At 40.3% G+C, this 16556-nt stretch carries 13 protein-coding genes; 3 read left to right on the top strand and 10 right to left on the bottom strand.

What is annotated here, in order from left to right:
* Positions 1-39: 39 nt before the first annotated feature.
* The 8 genes from AC5EF3_RS00870 to AC5EF3_RS00835 all read right to left on the bottom strand — a co-directional run bounded on the left by AC5EF3_RS00870 (position 40) and on the right by AC5EF3_RS00835 (position 9650).
* A complete protein-coding gene (locus AC5EF3_RS00870; protein WP_493546674.1) occupies positions 40-1365 on the bottom strand; it encodes a hypothetical protein in 1326 nt (441 codons plus the stop codon).
* Positions 1362-2612: a glycosyltransferase family 4 protein gene (locus AC5EF3_RS00865; protein WP_493546673.1), complete on the bottom strand. Its 1251-nt coding sequence runs from the start codon at positions 2610-2612 to the stop codon at positions 1362-1364. The genes AC5EF3_RS00870 and AC5EF3_RS00865 overlap by 4 nt, the downstream gene beginning before the upstream one ends.
* Before the next feature lie 14 nt (positions 2613-2626).
* On the bottom strand, positions 2627-3637 hold the full coding sequence (locus AC5EF3_RS00860; protein WP_493546672.1) for a glycosyltransferase family 4 protein: 1011 nt from the start codon (positions 3635-3637) through the stop codon (positions 2627-2629).
* Complete coding sequence (locus AC5EF3_RS00855; RefSeq protein WP_493546671.1) at positions 3634-4701, bottom strand: glycosyltransferase family protein; 1068 nt, start codon at positions 4699-4701, stop codon at positions 3634-3636. Before AC5EF3_RS00855 ends, AC5EF3_RS00860 begins: the two co-directional genes overlap by 4 nt.
* Positions 4702-4745: 44 nt before the next feature.
* A complete protein-coding gene (locus AC5EF3_RS00850; protein ID WP_493546670.1) occupies positions 4746-5831 on the bottom strand; it encodes a glycosyltransferase family 4 protein in 1086 nt (361 codons plus the stop codon).
* A 76-nt stretch (positions 5832-5907) separates the two neighbouring features.
* Positions 5908-6834: an acyltransferase family protein gene (locus AC5EF3_RS00845; RefSeq protein WP_493546757.1), complete on the bottom strand. Its 927-nt coding sequence runs from the start codon at positions 6832-6834 to the stop codon at positions 5908-5910.
* A 182-nt stretch (positions 6835-7016) separates the two neighbouring features.
* The gene (locus AC5EF3_RS00840; RefSeq protein WP_493546669.1) at positions 7017-8111 is read right to left on the bottom strand and encodes a polysaccharide pyruvyl transferase family protein; all 1095 of its coding nucleotides are present in this window, start codon (positions 8109-8111) and stop codon (positions 7017-7019) included.
* A gap of 42 nt (positions 8112-8153) precedes the next feature.
* Complete coding sequence (locus AC5EF3_RS00835; protein WP_493546668.1) at positions 8154-9650, bottom strand: lipopolysaccharide biosynthesis protein; 1497 nt, start codon at positions 9648-9650, stop codon at positions 8154-8156.
* A gap of 1264 nt (positions 9651-10914) precedes the next feature.
* Between AC5EF3_RS00835 and AC5EF3_RS00830 the strand changes: the two genes are divergently transcribed.
* From AC5EF3_RS00830 to AC5EF3_RS00820, 3 genes are read left to right on the top strand one after another with little or no spacing between them, the layout of a single operon-like run.
* Complete coding sequence (locus AC5EF3_RS00830; RefSeq protein ID WP_493546667.1) at positions 10915-12039, top strand: OprO/OprP family phosphate-selective porin; 1125 nt, start codon at positions 10915-10917, stop codon at positions 12037-12039.
* A 17-nt stretch (positions 12040-12056) separates the two neighbouring features.
* On the top strand, positions 12057-12692 hold the full coding sequence (locus tag AC5EF3_RS00825; RefSeq protein WP_493546666.1) for a hypothetical protein: 636 nt from the start codon (positions 12057-12059) through the stop codon (positions 12690-12692).
* Positions 12693-12705: 13 nt separating this feature from the next.
* Entirely contained in the window at positions 12706-14379 is a 1674-nt protein-coding gene (locus AC5EF3_RS00820) for a methyl-accepting chemotaxis protein (RefSeq protein ID WP_493546665.1), read from the top strand.
* 54 nt (positions 14380-14433) lie between these two features.
* Here AC5EF3_RS00820 and AC5EF3_RS00815 read toward each other — a convergent pair whose 3' ends face one another.
* Positions 14434-15489 (bottom strand): glycerophosphodiester phosphodiesterase family protein, encoded by a 1056-nt coding sequence (locus AC5EF3_RS00815; protein WP_493546664.1) that lies wholly within the window; start codon positions 15487-15489, stop codon positions 14434-14436.
* Between the two features lie 122 nt (positions 15490-15611).
* Positions 15612-16496: a LysR family transcriptional regulator gene (locus AC5EF3_RS00810; protein ID WP_015827615.1), complete on the bottom strand. Its 885-nt coding sequence runs from the start codon at positions 16494-16496 to the stop codon at positions 15612-15614.
* Positions 16497-16556 lie beyond the last annotated feature (60 nt).

The following is a 16556-nucleotide window of genomic DNA, read 5'->3' as shown; positions in this document are numbered from 1 at the left end:
TTGGTACTTCTATTTCAGGACACTTGACTAATAGTTACATTAAAATTGTTTCCTGCTAGTTCTCGACTTTGAGTTTAAAAGAGCCATGGTCAATCCTAACACTAACCACGGTAGAAATGCATTTAGCGGTGAGTTAGTTATCTGCCCAAACGAAATTTGAACCGCAACAAAGCCAGTAAGAGGCAGAGCTGCTAAGCTATTATTTTTTGCATGTTGCATTGATTTGTAGACAATCCAGCCTGAAGTATAGAAGCGTAAGACAATAAGGTAAGGACCTAGTACTAAACCTAACTCATTAATATTTCTGGCTAAATCTCCTTCTCCCATGCCTAAAGAAGGAAGCCCTAAAAAAATTGCTACCCCGGGGGCACCAATACCTATTCCATAACCCAGAAATGGTGCTGTCTTCCATGGCTCAATAAATCCACCAACTAAAGTAAAAACTCGGTTCCATATTGAGCCTTCAGATCTGGCTGCTGTTTCAAATCGGTATTTCATAGCTTCCAGCATATCAGGAAATTGTACAGCCAAAAGGTACACAGAAAAAAACACAAATCCAATGACGAACAGATTTACGATCATTGTCGAAAGTCGAGGTTTTATTATCGTTGAGCAAACGATAGTAACACCAACAATAGCCGCTGCTATAAAATACAAAGCTCTACTTCCAGCTAAGACGGACATTGAACAAACTGCCAACAACCCAAGCCCTAACAAAGCAGTTTTCATTGAATACTTTTTCGGGGTAAGGAAAAGGGCTAAATACATCGCAATGCTAGCACCAATGTACATCACATTTATACCAGCGTAGGTGAAAAAACCAAAAGGTCTAATAATAGTATCACCTATACCAACTGCTGCTGTATCATCTCCAGCAACACCAATATTGATAAATGCTCCACGTCCAGCGCTATATTGTGCGGTCATCAGTATTGCAGATGGTATCGCGGTTAAAATATTGAATTTTAGAAAAGTTACTACGTCTGAGTGCCGGAAATTTGAAGCTATTACAAAAGCCAATGGCATATACAACCAATAACTTCTTATTCCTAAGGTTAGGCCAAAGAACGAAATTCCGTTAATTAAAAAAGGTAAACCACCGGCCAGGCTAGAAACCAAAGCAAAGACAATCCAATGCCTAGAAATAGTTGTATAATCGATTAAATTATAACGAAAACTATAAAGATAAACGAACATCACAATTGGATCACGTATGAAAATCAACGGTGTACTTAGGCTAGGAAGAAACCATTTCCTTAAAGGTCCCTCCAAGAGAAAGAGTATGTAAAGTAAGTAAACTGCCCCTACAACGACACGTCGTCTCTTTTCTAGTAAATAAATATTCCTACTTTTTACAACAGTCATTTTACCAGTACTTCAGATATAAAGTTACCGATTTTTGAACTGTAATCATCCCATCCAGATCTAGCTGCGGTAGCTAGGGCATTAGCGCTCATAGTCTGTCTTTCAGCCTCATTATAATAAAAATGGTGTATTTTTTCACATATAGCGAAGGGATCACGAATTGGAACAATAAATCCTTCTTGGCCGTTTTTTATAATGTCAGGGGCTCCAGAGTTCGGTGTAGCAATTAAAGGCAAACCAGCGGACATCGCTTCGTACATAACCATAGCCAACCCTTCTGCTATTGATGGAAAAACAAAAACATGAGCTTTAGACATTTCTTCCAATAGGGTTGCATGGGGTAAGTGCCCCAGCCAGTTACACCTTTCATCTGATAATAGATCGAACAAAATGCGTGGTGCATTTTTAGGCACTGAACCAGCTAGTGTTAAAGACCAAGGAACTTCAAGTAGCTTCAATGCTGCTATAAGATATGCTATACCTTTTCGTTGTCCTATATGGCCGACGAACATTATTTTTATAGGATCTTCGGGTAGGCGTTGGGAAGGAGGGAACAAAGAGGGGGAAGGTGCTCCGAAAGGAATAACTGTGATGGGCATGTTGTCCCCATAATTCGCCTCGATACTGTTTTTAACAAAAGTTGAAGGCACGATGATGTGATCGGCAAGAGATATTTCTTGGTCTTTTCGGTTAAGCTTTTCTTCGCTGTCGAGCAATGCTGGCATAGTTGCCAGCCATTCAGGGTGAAGTTCTGCTTCTTCTTTCATAAGCTCATGAAGACTTCGCCAATAAGCTATTGGTAAGTCGTAAATGCATTTGGCTTGTTTTTTTTTTGCGGACTTAAAAGTGAGTTCCGCTACATCTTCATATGCATACACCGCTCCGAATTTTTCTTCAGACGCTTGTGTGATGTACTTTGAAACAGATTTGTCCATTGTTTGATATATTTGGTGAACAGATGCCCAGCCAGTTTCATGACGAGTAAACACCTTATGGCTGAACAATGGACGAGCTAATCTTACCAATTCTCTCGTAGGGTTGGTGCGAATATTGTAGTAAGGAGTTTCATTGAAAGTGCGCCTACCTAATTCTCTTCGAAGGCTTCGTCCTAAGAGATTCCAATTTGATATTTGAGACGGGATAGCCACAGAAGTCCAAAAACTGTCAAGATTTTGGCTATTTTCTAACGCCGTTAATACAGCGCGAACATTTGCGTTCCCAGTTGGGTGACTTAGAATTACGGACATTATGAATTATTACTCTATTGTAATATATTTTTAAAAACAGTCAGATATTTTAGTGCAGTTGCGGTTGATGTGTGTTCTTTGAGGTGGGATGTAGCTGATCTAATTTTCAATAAAGATGTACATGGGTTATTTAATGCAGTATTCAGTACATGTGAAAGCTCATAAATGTTACCGTTGGAAAATGTGTATCCGTTACCGTTGATAGCGTCGACCAAGCCACCGCGTTTTGAAACTATAGGAACACACCCGCAAGCTAACCCTTCCAATGCAACAATACCGAACGGTTCCTCATATGTAGAAGGAACCACCATGAAACGGTGCTTATTTAAAGAGCTAGCGAGTTTATTTCCCTCCATAGGCCCAGTAAAATCAACCTGTTGTTCGAGTTTTAGTTCTCTTGTTAATGCTAACAAATTTTCAAAGTCAGGGCCATCGCCAATAATGGTTAATTGGGGATGTAAGTTAGACTTCCGAAGTTCTGCCAGAGCCTTAATCAAGACATCACATCCCTTTTGGGAGACCAAGCGCCCCAAGAACACTAATTCTTTTTCTCTTTCTGACCATGGTTTAAAGTTCGTGAACACTAAATCATCGTAAGCATTAAATATTGTGTGAGAACATTTTAGTTTTGATGCAGTGTAACCACTATTTGCAATACCAGGTGTTGTTCTTGCTATAAGGCGCTTAATCCTATCATTCCAACTTAGTGTCCCATCATCCATCTGGTATGCGTTACCATGTCTGTAAATCATACGACCCGGTGCCAAAGCTTTAGCCCAAAAATATTTTAAAGAAACATTTGCCTGTAAGTGAATGTCACACCAACAAAGTAATTTGATGAATTTTGCTAATGTTGGGTTACGAACTACTTCAAAAGAATATTGATTTTCAGACAAAGAAGGGGTTTGTGTTGCCAGAATAACTTCATGCCCCAGCTTTGTGAATTCACGACATAAGGTCTCAGCCAATTTCTCTATGCCACCAACACTCGGAGCAAACACAGTTGTGAATACAAAAATTCTCATCGAACAGCCTTAAGTATCAAGTTTGCGGTTTCTGAGCGATTATGGCCACAATACCAATTGTATCCGTCTTTAGCTATTTGTTTAAAGTCAGGCTGGTCAGTCAGCAATCTTTTTGTTGAGATGAATTCAATCCCATCTTTTAGTTCAGAAGCTGTTCTGTCTCCGGCATAAGTGTTCACCGTAGCTAAGCCGTGAGCTAGATACGCCGCTGATATGCCAGACTTTGTGAGCACGTCTGATGGATAATTGACCAACCCAACTTTCGCTTTACACAACTGTTTTGAGATTTCTTCGTTCTTCAATATACCCATGGATTCAACCGCGATCCCTAAGGTTTTTAGAGTGGGCAGAACTACCTCAGGTGCAGGACCAATATCAATAATTCGTTCTATTCCTTCTTGCTTCAAACGCTTGAGGATAATTTCACCATGCTTATCACACAATGATGAAACTAATCGCTTTCTCTTTTCAAGTCTTCCAAAAACTACTGCGGTTGCAGACCTTTCGTCGAATGAATGTAATTCGCGGAGTTCACCTACGTTTGAAAATACCGGATTGAACTGAATGTCTTTTGCGTCATTCCAGTTTTGGAGTTTTTGAGTCGTTGAGGCTGTGGTGGATATTGTATAATCGCTATATTGAAATAGTCGTTGTGCGAGCAACTTTTGCGGTACACATGTCCAGAAACTTGTTCGCCACATTGGACCAGTAGCGTATAATTCGTGAAAAAGAGTGATCACTCGCCTATTTTTATTTGCACATTTCCACTTTATGACTCCGTCCAAAAGCCAGTCACAAAGCCCCCAACGGGCATATCCATACCCAGAATAATGCACCAAAAGGTTACGGGTCTGTGTAGCTTCTAACGTTCGATATAGTTTTTCTCCATCTCCTTTGGGAGTGCTCGTAACCGAAAAATTTTCTAACCGTTTAGGGTAGTGTCCGGGAACAACAAAACTACTTTCCGTACCTGCTGTCTTTAAAGCTTTAGCTAACGCCAAAGAGTAGTCACCTAAACCATCGACAATAGGCGGAAGCGCTGGAACTATTTGACAAATTTTCAAATTTCTATCTCTGGTTCTATTGGTAAAAGCAAATTTTTATTGTTCTAATTCTTTATTATGTGGGGAATCAAAATACGCTCTAATTTTTTTTCAAAGCAATCTATTCCAAAATGGGTTTGGACCGCATCGTATAAACTTGAGGGCGGAGGAGAAGGTGAATTCAACGCAGCGATAAGTGTTTGTTCGAACTGTTCTTCGGACACACACCAACCTAATTCACCATCCATCAAAGCATCGGGAGCACCACCAATATTAAGTCCAATGGCCTGAGTGCCACAAGCCATTGCTTCTAAATAAACGATCCCAAAGCCTTCTCCTTTAGACGGCAGTACGAATAAGTCAGCAGAACGATAAAGGTCGGGTAGATCATTGGTTGGCACCTTACCTAAAAATCTAACATTTTCGCTAACGCCACGCTCTTTTGCAATTGTTGCAAGTCTCGCCGTGTCTTCACCAGCACCAGCTATTAAGTAAATTACTTTTCTACTGTTTGCTGCTATGATATTCGGCAACGCCTTTATTACAGTATCTTGTCCTTTGTGACCTTGCTTGGCATCCAGCCTTCCTACCGACAGCAAAGCTATTTCTTTTGCGAGGCCAAATTTTTTTCGAGCCTTTAAAACATCCCCCGGTTTAAAGGCACTTCCGACGGTGTTGTGCAAAACAGCACCGTTTTTAGGTGGAAAAACTGCTTGTTTGGTGTACCTTTTACAAGTGTCCCTACTGACACAAAACACAATGTCTGATTTTAATAATGGCTGTAATTGTGCGGGCGGCAATTTTTTCCAAACTTCTATACCATGTAATTGGCTTGTTAGTTTGGCGCTGTGCAAAGAAGCAATTTGAACAGCTAAGGGGCCATGATAAAGATGACTGCAGACAACTATATCAGGTTTTATTTTGTGTGCTAAAAATAAGCTCGAAATACTGTACTGTATTCGACCTGATCTTGCTCGATACTGAGTTATTTTGTCTGGTAATTCGTCGTAATTTTCAGGACAAATACGAGGTAAAATATAGATTTCGGAGATTTCTTTTTGTTTGCTAAGAGCAGTAAGAAAGTCTCTGTTATACTGAGCAATTCCTCCATAGCCTCCAAATGCATCGGTAACCAACGCTAAAACTTTCATACTGCTTTCCAGTTATACTAATCAGACTGAGATTTTATTGAAAATCGAATTTGTCATTTATCGACACTGAGATTTTTCAGTGGGAACAGAATTTTCGTCCTAGATTTATAAATGGTAATTCGACGACATAATAACTTATAGTTGCTAAAAAAAGTGTGAGTGTAACCATCAAGAGTTTCAACGATATGTTACCCTCTAATGCTGCATCACCGATGGTAATTTGAAAAGCAGTTAGAACTGGTTCATGGAGCAAATAAACTGAAAATGATATTTTCCCCAAATATTGGAAAGGCCACAGGCTGAATAGACCTTTTGCTTTCGTCCCTATCCCAATAGTCAAAATACTTAACGGGATGAACATTAGAGTAAACCAAGGACTGAGTCCTGAGATGGCCATTATTACCAGAGAAAAAAAGAACACCGCCACGGTCATTTTGGATGAATGGATTGAGAATCCTAAGTTAAAGTTACTCCAAACTAGAAAGAAAAGTGCACCAGTAAAAAGGCTTGAGCTAGCCCGCAACCCTCTTAAATCACTTCCAGAGCTTAAAGAAAAAGTGGCATACACACTTAAGGTCACAGATATTGCAAATAGTACAACCAAGCATTTTGGAGGTATTTTAATTAAGGTTGACGCGCAAATTAAAATGATCCCAGGGATTATGAATTCAAATGGAATTGACCAAGATGGACCATTGATGGATTGCAAGCCAATAGCTGAATGAACCATTAGAAAATTTGCCGCAATTGTTGTATTTGACCAATTCGATATGCCTAACATCAGTAACATTGATAACGTTGCTATTGTCATTACGGGGCCAAGGCGCGCTACTCTTTTTATAGAATATTCCGATAAATTCATTGGCCTGTAATAGAAAGAACGAAAAAGGACAAAACCACTAAGTAGAAAAAAGAAGTCAACAGATAACCCCCACTCGCCGTTGTCAATAAATCCGTTGGTCAATTTCGAAAGTAGCGTGTTTAGTCCAATATGGTAGACCATTACGACGACTGCTAAAATACCACGAATTCCGTCAAGTTCAAGAAAATGTTGGCGTATTTGAGGAGAACTGTAATTTCTAGTTTTGTATTCCATAATTAACTTTCTGAATGCTAGAAATCGGCTGAATAAATTAAATTATGGGCAAACAATAGCGGTAAGAAAAATCAATTAAAATGAGGTGTTTAAGTAGCATGCTGCTTTCTCAAATCTTCGAATACTTGGCACTGCTTTTTTAATATAGTGTCTCTATTTAATTTGATTCTATCGGAGTGCTGTTGAGGGGCTTTTGATACATCTTCAATCAAATCATATGGAATATTAAATTTAGGATCTTGAACATCCATCAATAAATTTTCTTCTTCTATCATATTAAAATGATCAGTAAGTTTTTCATCATACTTTAAAGCTATGGCAGGTACTCCATATGCATGTGCAAGTATCGCTGCGTGAAGCCTTTCACAGACAATTGCAGTTAAACTAGCTAATTGTGAAATATCAGCCCAATTCTTGTGTGGAGATAAAATAGTTTTAGGAATTATCCCAGCCTCATTGAAGGCATCCAAAGTAATCCTATCGTCAATTTTGTGCATTGAAACCAGAGCAAACGAGTGCCCTAACTTCGCCAAAGCTTGTATAATCTTAATACCGATTTTGTATGTTTTTTCATTGCGCTCAAACTTATGCGAGCCTAGGTTGAAGCCAATCATACCTTGATTTAACGGTGTGGGGTGTGGAGGAAAAATGGACGCCGTCACAAGAGCAGGGTCGCCTACAGCGACAGCATGCTCTACTCCGTACAAATTCTTACAGAGCTCTACTGACTTTTTACCTCGAACATAGAGGTGTGAAGTTCTATTTAAACAATTTTCCCAACGCGTTCTAACATCATTGTCTGGATGCTTATCGGAGCAACCGGTTCCAAAAGTGAAATACTTCCTTCCTTCATCTAAATGCTCTTCGATAGCCGTTAAATAAGGACCTCCAATTAAAGTTCCTCCCCCTAGTACACTAATTTGGGGCGCGGTGGGGCGCAAAAAATGAGAAAACTTTCCTTCTATAGACTTTCTAGGATATGCTTGAAACGGTATTAGATTATCGAAATAATATTTAAAAGCTAGAGCTAGAACAGTATCGCCGTAATTGTTGTGGTTAAGCCACCCGATATAATAAGCTATTGGTCGATCTCGTAGCAGATCGCTGATATTAGCTTTTAAGGGATGGTTTCTGTCAAAAGCAACAGTCCATGCCCGTAACCGTCTCGATAAACTTTCGTGCATTTCTCTCTTTCCCAATCTAAAATATTTCTGCGTATAGCTAAGTTATTTGCTAAATTTAGGAAAATTTCTATTTAAGAAATAGAATAAAGATTGAAAATCTTTTCTTACGGAGGGAATAAATAATACTATCGACAAAAATAGAAACGACGAGATTACAGCATTTGTAATAACATTCATTAACGGAACAAATTTAACTGTTGGAACTATAAACTCAAAACAAGTCGCTACATAGACAAATGCAATGATACCAGTGATAGGTGCAGTGGTAATGTTTGATACCGACAAGAGAACCTTTTTTGAAACATAAGTCAAAAATAGGGGGAAACGAACTAAAGCATTAACAGACGAAAATGCTATCGCAAGACCTATAAGTCCCCAGTGCATTCCTATTAAAAACGCTACGACCAATGAAGCTGCAGAAAACATTCGCCACTTTAATAGTGCTCCCGGATAACCTGCCGCCACCAATGATGTAGCCAGAAGGACGGATAAAGGTTCCGTTAGGCAATAAAACGCAAATATTTTTATTAAATTAGTGGTCTCTTCCCAGCCCGACCCTAGTAAAACAAATGATAAATCTTCAGCGGAGATGAAGAGTTGAATGGAAACAAATGCAGAGACGAGCGAAACTCGTTTTAACCCCTGAACTAACACCTGTTCAAATCGGTTTTTATTTTTTGATAGCCTAGCCAAAGCTGGGTTCAAAACAGAAAATAATGCAGGTGTTATTTGTTTATTTGGGAGCGAAGAAAGAGTAGAACTTCTTTCCCATAACCCAACACCCGATAGCCCTGACACGGTTTTGACAAATATAGGCGTCATTCCACTGCTTAACGCATTTAGTAAGTTTCCAAATACTAGTTTTACACCGAAGGTAAAGAGTTTTTCTACGTTTGTTGGTCGCTCAAACGGCCAAGGCTTCCATGGACTTACGCAAACTAGACAAATTAAACGGATAACTGCAGCGGTCATTAGCTGTATAATTAGGGCCCAATAACCAGCTCCATTATAGGCTAAAACAACAGTCAATAAAACGGCGACCGTAGAAGCACTCACATCCACGATCACAATAGTTTTGAACATCATTCGGCGTCGGAGTACTGCATCACTCTGGGCAGCCAAACCATTAATTATGAAGAGTATAGCTAACACTTGGATAACCGGCTTTAAAATCGGTTCGTCAACCATCGTTGAATATAGTGGCGCAAAAAAAATGGAAATTGCAGCAATTACAAAGCCAATTAGAACGTTCAAGTAGAATAAAGTAGCCACCTCTCTAGAACGAATCTTCGGGGCTTGTATTGTAGCAAAAACTAGCCCAGGTTCAGAAAACACCTTCGCAAAGTGAATGGCTACGGTCGCAGTTGCAACGATTCCAAAATCTGAAGGTTCTAATAACCTTGAGAGTACAATCAAACTAACGAGATGCAGTGCACTTTTTATAATCTGGCCTGTTAAGGTCACGATTAAATTTTTAGTCGTGCGGCTACTTAAATTATGTTCAAACGACTTTACTTTTAAGGATGCTGAGTTAGCCAACTTCTTTCTTTTTCTGTTCCCAGAAAGAGACAAATTATATGAACTGGGATTCAAGAAAAAGTCCATTGAAAAATATGAAGATAAAGTGCCAACTTGTCTGGTATACCCGCATCAAGGATATGAGATTAGCCGTCGCGCTTGGAGCGGAGGAAGAATATTGAGAAAATATATTTTTAATAACGAAAGCTACCGCAGTAGTACTCTTGTTGTAAAGAATACTATTTAGTTATTTGTTGCTAAATTTATAATCTCTTCTAATTTGATGTCAATCTTTTTCCCTATTTAGATTGCAGTGATGATTTTGTGTGTCTGTTGAGACAAAGATAAAATGTCTTTTTTCGTGCAAGACTGAAATGTCATTGTAGCGTTAATGTATTCCTTCTTTTGGGCGTATAGATTCTGCTGGTTCCCAAACTTCATTGGCGTTGTAGATGTCTCATCTTGAGACAGCTTGCTCTGCTCGAAAACTTCACCCAAACGCTTGTTTTCTGATCTGTACGACATTTGTACTATTCACAACACCACGAATAATTTTAGCTTTTGATGGATAATAAAGTACGATGGCTGTGGTCTCTAGTCGTTTTCCTACAGCACCTAGCGGCGATCAAACTATAATGATCGCGGGAGGGGTAAGGTTCATCTATCAATTATTTGGTTGAGCTGTGGTGCAAATTTAAAGCCCATACAAAAGAAACTAAGTGGTTTTGAGTCGCATTTTCTGCGGCGATAATTGTCAAGCGATGAGTGGTTAATATTTGCGCCATTTCAAGGGGAAGACTGCGTTTGTGTACCGTTGACAGTTTCTGGTTATGTTCTGGTGTATTTTGGCCTATAAAGTGTCAACGTTTTTGGTTAAGTTATTGTTTTTTTTAGTTTAACTGGTCGTTTGCACCGAGAGGGTCAGCGGTTCGCGACCGTTACCGCTCACCAGTTGAGAATGAAGGCTTTCTGTTCATAATTCTTATTTGATATTGTGATTTTCGAGCTGTGTTTCTTGCAGATAGGCAGATCAATCCGCTCCAATTTTGCCCATGCTCTTTGTATTTTATGGTTTACTGTATGTGTTTTGGTTAATAATTTGACCGATTTTGTAAGCCTTTAGTTCTTTGTAAATACAGAAAATTCGAAACGTTGAACAAAACCAAAGGTTAATTTTTGGCATGTGTACACTTTGAGATTCAATTGCAGACAGCAAATGTTAACTCGCTTTTAAGCATACGCGTAGATTTTAGCATCCAGATGAAATTGTAGTGTTAGGATTAAAATGCGCGTTCAGATGTATGACGTTATAAAATTAGGACTTTTTACTGGCCTGTGCGCAGGTACTGCAGTGTCAGAAGAGGTTAAGGTTTCTCTCGGTGCACATGCTTTTCTGGATTACGAAAACGTTGAAGTTGCTGGTGACAACGAGGTTGACGGCGTAGATTTAAGACTATTCCGCGTCGATGTTAAAGGTAGCTATGGCAATTACAATTTTAGCAGCAATGTGGATTTTGCTGGCGATGACATCAAGGTAAAGGATCTCTTTGTTGAGATTAAAGGTGATACAACAGTTCGGGTTGGGAATTTTAAAGTTCCGAACGGATTAGAGCAAAGCTCATCTTTATACTCAACGACCTTTATGGAAGGTAGTTCAATTGCGAAAATAAACGGGATTAGCCGTTCATTGGGAGTTGCTGCTTACAAGAAACACGGTTCACTAACATTCAGTGGTGGTGTTTTTGGACCAGATGCAAATGTTACATCTGATCAAGATTTGTTGTCAGTATCAGGGCGTGCAACTTATTCAGCTGAGCCGGCTGGAGAAGATAGTGTCCTGCATTTAGGTGTTTCATCTCGTTATAGAAAAACGGGAGCGGACGATGCTCCATTTAGTTTTTCTCAAAAACCGTATGCGGCGAGTGCATCTAAAACGATTAAAACACCGTCCATTTCAGAGAGTGATGTATTTACTGGAGTGGAAGGTGCTTTCGTAAAAGGCGGACTTTCATTTCAAACTGAATATGGTCTGACAAGCGTCAATTGTCACGATGCTTCATGTGACGATGATCCCACCATGAGTGCGTATTATCTTGATGCTAGTTATATGTGGGGCGGACACCGTAATTACAAAAATGGTGTATTTAAACGAGATTTTGTTGAGAACCCAGTTGGTAAGGGTGGACGAGGTGCGTTTGCTGTATCAGCACGTTATGATGTCGCCGACCTTAGTGATGGTTTTACACAAGGTGGGAAGCAAGACACTTATGTCGCGGGAGCAACTTGGTATCGCGATAATTTTTTCAGGGTTATGCTAAATTATTCTCACTCAGAATTCAAAGACAGCCCAGTTTATGGCGATGACAGTGCAGATTCTATTCTGTTGCGTGCACAAATAGAAATCTTTTGATTGAAAAGAATCTAATAATGAAAAATTTGAATGGTCTTCGATGGTTAGGCGCTTCTGTCATTGTATTAGCTCTAATGCCAATGGGAGCAATAGGGGCTGCAAATGCACAAGAGAATGGTCAAATCGCAACAAGTTTAATAGATGATGAGGTTGTTGGAGATATTCGTGAGTTCTTACAGAATGATGTTGTCCAAATCTCAGTAAATGCTGCGAACCGGCGTAGAGAAGGAATTTCTGAAGCAGAAATTCTTGAGTTGGATAAGAAGTGGCGAGAAGAGAAAGTTAGTTCTGGAGAGCAGCCACTGATTGCAACTGCGCTTGGTAGCCCGGTCTCATCATATTTGCTCAGAGTTCAGGCTGCCTCTGGTGGGCTATATAATGAGATTTTCGTTATGGATGCTAACGGGCTGAATGTTGGTCAGAGTTCGATAACATCTGATTATTGGCAGGGGGATGAAGCTAAGGTTCAGAAAACATTTGATGTTGGCATTGGCGAACTATTCATAGATGAACCAGAATTCAATTCCCAGCGTGGAATTTGGTCGGCGCAAGTGAACCTTACATTGGATCATGATGGAAATGCGATCGGCGCAGCAACTGTCGAAATCAACTTAACAGAATTAAAGCGTAGAAAAGAATTGGGACTTATTTGAGATGATTAGTAAAATGAGTGTTACCCAAAAAACGTCAGCTGCCTTTATGGTGTTGGCGTCAATATGCGCTGTTGCTGGTGGAGCAAACATTGTCAACGTTAATGCAGCAAAAGAAGAAAATAACAGCATTCGTGATCTAAGAGTTTCACTGGATACGCTGTTTGGGTTTGAGCGAGAATTAAACAATCATGCTTTCGTAGGTGATAGTTTTCTTTTAACTTCTGATGCAGATGCGCAAAAAAGTTTTGAGGCTGCTAGAGACGAACTCAATATGGGGTTTAATCTCTCAATTGAACAGCTTGAACAGCACTCTCCTGAACTTGTCGATTCCCTAAATGAAGCTCATGCAAGCTGGAAAAAATTTGCTTATGATTGGATGGGAAATCAAATCAATTTGATGAACCGTCCCGAGACAATTGATTTGGCGAGAGCGAGAGAGGGTGAAGGTGAAGGACGCCGGATACTTGAAGATACGCATGTGGCCATGGGAGCTGTTTTGGCAGGCTTGTCTGAAAAAGCCGAAGCGTCTGCAAGTCGAAGCGATGCAAACCTTCAGTCAATTTATCTGGTTGTGATAATTGCAACTCTGGCCACATTGTTGGCGTCTGTTGGTATGGGTTTCATGTTTCACCGTATGCTTTCACGGCCATTGTCTCGTATCAGTGATACAACTAAAATGTTGGCCAGTGGGGATTTGAATGTAAACATTCCCTACAATTCTCGTGGCGACGAGATTGGAGACTTGTCTAAAGCTTTGAGTGTGTTCCAGATCAATCTGGTGAAAACCCAAGAAATGGAAAAAGAACAGCAAGCCGCTGCTGCCAGAGCTGAGGAAGAAAGACGGAAAATACTGCAGGAAGTCGTGACTGCGTTTGAGCAGCAAGTAATGGGTTCCATTGGAGATATTTCCCAAGCCATTACCAATTTGCAAGCTATGACAGAAGAAGTGACAGCTGGTGCTCAAAAGACTGATAGCAGTGCGTATGAAGTAAGCGGCGCCACGGAAATTTCTTCTCAGAATATTACTACCGTTGCTGGTGCTGCTGAAGAAATGTCTGCAACGATTCAGGAGATTGCATTTCAAGTTACTAAAGCAGCTTCGACTGCACAAGAAGGTTCACTTGCAAATAGTCGAGTGACAGGTGAATTGGAAAGCCTGACTGAGATTGTTGGAAATATTGAATCTGTAGTTAGTTTGATCTCTGACATTGCTGAGCAAACTAATTTGCTGGCGCTAAATGCAACTATAGAAGCTGCACGTGCAGGTGATATGGGTAAAGGGTTTGCTGTTGTTGCCAGTGAAGTTAAAAACTTGGCATCACAAACTGCTAATGCGACAGAAGACGTTTCGCGCCAGATCGCACAAGTTAGGGAAGCAACACATAATGTGGTTGGTTCAATAAATGTGGTAAGTAAAGTTGTTGCGGATCTGGATGAGATTTCGACATCTATTTCTACAGCAATGGAAGAACAAACAGCAACGACACGGGAAATCGCTCACAGTGTTGAGCAAGCTGCTGTCGCAGCAAGTAGTGTGTCTTCAAGCATTACCTCAGTTTCAGAAATTGCGCGTATGACGAAAGGGGCCTCAACCCAGATTGCAGAGGAAGCCGTTCGTATGAGTGGACAAGCGAAAAATGTTCAAGAACGTGCTGCTGACTTTGTTAAAAAATTGCAAGCTGGATAATTCGGCTCAAGCACTATAAGTTATTGACTTTATAGACTTTAATAACAAACTAACTTAAGGCTTTGAAGATGTTGAAAAACTCTTTAAAGCCTTAACAACGATGTCTGTATGATCGGTGAAAACCCCATCAATGCCAGCACTCACTAAGTCTTGTGTTAGGTCGACAAGATTCCCAAAGCTGGTGGCATTATTCGCACCGCCTTCCGGTCCAATCCGATATTTATGAGGCAGCATAGCGTTTTCTGCGCGAAGTGTCCAAACATGGACTTTAAGATTTGCAGCATGTGCATTTTGAATGAGTTTTGACTCAGTTGGCTGAGTGGTGTCTGTCGTCGCCGGAAATACCAAGCTTAAATCTGGCCCAATACCATCACAGAAATTGGATATAAATTTCAAATGGTTAGGCTCAAATGCCTCTTCCCATTTGGAAATATTTAGAGTTTCTAAAACTGAATGATCTGGCGGGGTGGTCGCAAGCAATAAAATCAAAGGAAGAGGTGTTTTGTCACGGATCTTTTGTAAGGTTTGCGGCCAAAAACATTGAATGAAAACCGGCAGGTCTGGAGTTTGCGAATTTAGGTCATTCTTTTCTAATATAGCTAGAAAGCTATCTTCCATTGGTAGGCCAATATCATTGAAATATGTGGGGTGTTTTAGCTCAATATAGAGGCCAATTTTACGCTTATTTAGATTGCTCTGTTGGCGTGCAAATACTATAATTTCTTCAAGCGTTAATATATCTAACTTGTTGTCAAATAACGTGTTTTTCGGTCTTAAATTGGGTAGACGTTCTTTGGCTTTCAATGTTTTTAGTTCTGCTAAAGTGAAGTCTTCCGTAAACCAGCCTGTGTGAATTTCCCCTTCAATGGTTTTGATTGTTTTGCGGGAAGCAAATTGTGGATGATCGGAGACATTTGTTGTTGTGCTTATCTCGTTTTCATGGCGTGCGATTAATACACCATCTTTAGTCATCACAAGATCAGGTTCGATAAAGTCTGCCCCCATTTCAATAGCCAATTTATAAGATTCTAGAGTGTGCTCGGGGCGATACCCACTCGCGCCTCTATGGGCTATGATGATTGGAAGGGGCTTTGTTTCAGATGATGCCATGTTGCTTTGGTGCCTAGAAATAGTGTATTTATTGTCGATGCCGTGCAGTGTTGGTGGTGTTTGCGTGTCTGATTGATGAGGGCTTTTTGTGTGCTGGCTGTCAATCTTTTGTGGACCCGATCTTAGCTAGATAAAATTGAGTGTTTTTCTGTCACGAGTTTTACCAGAAACTCGCTTACTGCCTGAATACGCGCAAGCGAATGTGCATCCTGATGTGTCGTGAGCCAAAATGATCGCGTAATGTTGATTTCATTTGGAAGGATACGGACAAGGTCTGGATGCTTCTCTGCCATGAAACGAGGGAGGATGGAAATTCCGGCACCGGAGCGCGTCATTTGTAATTGAGCGACAATGCTGGGACTGCAAAGGCTGGGTTTTAAGTCTGGAAAAATTTCTTGATAATAATTCAACTCGTCTGAGTATAATAACTCATCCATATATCCGATAAGTGTGTGACCGCTGAGATCAGATTTAGATTTTATGTTGGAAAATTCATCCAGATATTTTTGTGTTGAGTACAGGGCCAGTTGATAATCGGTGAGCTTTCTGACTTTAAGTCGTCCTTTTTGGGGGCGTGTTAAAACGATAGCTAAATCAGCTTCCCTTTTGGATATGTTTGCATATCCAGGGATAGCGATAAGATCGAGCGCAATATTTGGATGTAGTTGTGTGAAGTTGGCGATTTCGGGTGCAATGAAATAAGTGCCTAAGCCCTCGGTGGTTGCTAATCGCACATGACCAGCAATTTGTTGCTCTGTCTGAGCGTAGGTCGCTATGCTTAAAATGGATTGCTCCATTGCTTCGGCTTGAGCTGCAATTTCTAGAGCTTCGGGGGTGAGAATATGACCTCGTCTTGTGCGTTCAAATAAAGTCAGACCAATTTCAGTTTCAAGCTTTTTAAGACGTCGACTAATGGTAGTGGCGTCTTGTCCGAGTTTTTGACTTGCCTCGGTTAGAATGGGGTATCTGCTAACAAGAAGTAAGAGCTTTAAATCATCCCAATTCATCAAAACATCCTCATCTGCAAAAATGCAGGTTAAGTTGGTGTGTTTTGGGATTGAATGTCA

The organism is Hirschia sp. (assembly GCF_058892565.1).
Note: the sequence above shows the minus strand (reverse complement) of the source record. Positions and strands in the feature narration are given on the sequence as shown.

Coding starts and splice junctions, on each gene's coding strand:
- AC5EF3_RS00845 (WP_493546757.1), bottom strand. CDS start 6,834: ATGGTCTACCATATTGGACTAAACACGCTACTTTCGAAATTGACCAAC.
- AC5EF3_RS00820 (WP_493546665.1), top strand. CDS start 12,706: ATGAGTGTTACCCAAAAAACGTCAGCTGCCTTTATGGTGTTGGCGTCA.
- AC5EF3_RS00870 (WP_493546674.1), bottom strand. CDS start 1,365: ATGACTGTTGTAAAAAGTAGGAATATTTATTTACTAGAAAAGAGACGA.
- AC5EF3_RS00860 (WP_493546672.1), bottom strand. CDS start 3,637: ATGAGAATTTTTGTATTCACAACTGTGTTTGCTCCGAGTGTTGGTGGC.
- AC5EF3_RS00810 (WP_015827615.1), bottom strand. CDS start 16,496: ATGAATTGGGATGATTTAAAGCTCTTACTTCTTGTTAGCAGATACCCC.
- AC5EF3_RS00830 (WP_493546667.1), top strand. CDS start 10,915: ATGCGCGTTCAGATGTATGACGTTATAAAATTAGGACTTTTTACTGGC.
- AC5EF3_RS00865 (WP_493546673.1), bottom strand. CDS start 2,612: ATGTCCGTAATTCTAAGTCACCCAACTGGGAACGCAAATGTTCGCGCT.
- AC5EF3_RS00825 (WP_493546666.1), top strand. CDS start 12,057: ATGAAAAATTTGAATGGTCTTCGATGGTTAGGCGCTTCTGTCATTGTA.
- AC5EF3_RS00815 (WP_493546664.1), bottom strand. CDS start 15,489: ATGGCATCATCTGAAACAAAGCCCCTTCCAATCATCATAGCCCATAGA.
- AC5EF3_RS00840 (WP_493546669.1), bottom strand. CDS start 8,111: ATGCACGAAAGTTTATCGAGACGGTTACGGGCATGGACTGTTGCTTTT.
- AC5EF3_RS00850 (WP_493546670.1), bottom strand. CDS start 5,831: ATGAAAGTTTTAGCGTTGGTTACCGATGCATTTGGAGGCTATGGAGGA.